Raw genomic sequence first — 1,729 nt, forward strand, 5'->3', positions numbered from 1 at the left:
TGACCTCGAGGGGCTAGGCGCTGGAGCTGGACGTTGAGAGTCCTTTTATTAACAGTTATCCACAAGCGAAAATTTTATAATTTTCTAAACGAAAATAAAAACCCGCCGTTTGGCGAGCCTTAAAATTATCATTGTTATCTTTGAAGTTTTCCCTGTGCAAGGAGTATTTGATTTTCCACTTGTTCTGGGGCGGTGCCGCCAAAGCTATTTCTAACCGCGACTACATGCTCAGGAGCCAATACCTTGTATATATCTTCTTCAAATAAAGGACTAAAGCTTTGATATTCTTCAAAACTTAAATCTAGTAAAAACTTATTTGCTTGAATTGAATATAAGACGATTTTTCCAATCACTTCGTGTGCCTCACGGAATGGCAAGCCCTTTCTAACCAAATAATCAGCAATATCCGTTGCATTGGAAAAATCATTATTGATCGCCTTTCGCATCACATCTTTGTTGACAGTCATCGACTCAATCATTGGAGCTAACAGCTTTAATGACCCTTCAAGAGTCTCTACCGTATCAAACATGCCTTCTTTATCTTCTTGTAAATCTTTATTATAAGCAAGCGGCAAGCCTTTAAGTACGGTTAACAATCCAATTAAGTTCCCGTACGCTCTTCCTGTCTTACCACGAAGTAATTCTGGTACATCCGGGTTTTTCTTTTGAGGCATGATACTTGAACCTGTACAGAATGAATCATCAAGTTCAACAAACTGGAATTCTTGGCTGGACCAAATGACTAATTCCTCAGAAAATCTTGAAATATGTGTCATAATAATAGACCCAATCGATAAAAATTCCAAAATAAAATCGCGGTCACTCACTGCATCCATACTATTTGGATATATGGTTTCAAAGCCTAATATTTCTGCGACTCGTTCACGATTGATTGGAAATGTTGTCCCTGCTAGTGCTCCGGAACCTAGTGGCAGCCAATTAACTCGTTTAAGTGAATCCATAAGTCTCTCTTTATCACGTTCAAACATCCAAAAATAAGCCATTAGGTGATGTGCAAAAGAAACTGGCTGGGCCCGCTGCAAGTGTGTGTACCCTGGAATTAATGTGTGAATGTTCTCTTTTGCCTGCCCAATTAATGCCTGTTGGACATCTTCAATTAACTTAATTAGTTCAGTCGTTTTAGTTCTTAAGTATAGATGCATATCTGTAGCTACTTGGTCATTGCGGCTGCGCCCTGTATGAAGCTTGCCGCCTACAGGTCCGATTTTTTCAATTAAGAGTTTTTCAATATTCATATGAATATCTTCATCTTCAACTAAAAACTCAACTTCGTTAGCATCCACCATTTTCTTTATAGCAAGAAGGCCGTCCTTTATTTTACTAGCATCTTCCATCGGAATAATCCCGCATTCTCCCAGCATTTGAACATGCGCCATACTTCCGGCAATATCTTCTTTCGCTAACTTTTGATCAAAGGAAATTGATGCTGTAAATTCTTCAACGAGCTTATTGGTTTCTTTCGTAAAACGGCCGCCCCATAACTTCGACATTACTGTTCCTCCTTAAATAAGAAAAGCGCAAGCTCCTTGGTCAGCCTCGGGCAAGCACAAGACAAGCCGGCCGAAAGGTTGCCTTTTAACCTTTTGGACGGATTGACCTAAATGTGGAGGCGACTGCCCTGGGACTCTAGACTAAGACGCACCCTGCAAGAAGGCGCTTTTTGCCTTCTTCAGGGGGTGGCTTAGGCTTCGAGTCCCAAGGAGCCGCA

General features: G+C 40.9%; 1 protein-coding gene. It reads right to left on the reverse strand.

The features are described 5' to 3' along the window. Positions 1-134: 134 nt before the first annotated feature. Entirely contained in the window at positions 135-1,511 is a 1,377-nt protein-coding gene (argH, locus tag COD92_RS31060) for an argininosuccinate lyase (RefSeq protein WP_098531045.1), read from the reverse strand. Positions 1,512-1,729: the final 218 nt, after the last annotated feature.

This window comes from Bacillus sp. AFS037270 (genome assembly GCF_002585305.1).

Bases quoted from the DNA above. Each gene is read 5' to 3' on its own strand.
- argH (WP_098531045.1), bottom strand. From the start codon at position 1,511: ATGTCGAAGTTATGGGGCGGCCGTTTTACGAAAGAAACCAATAAGCTC.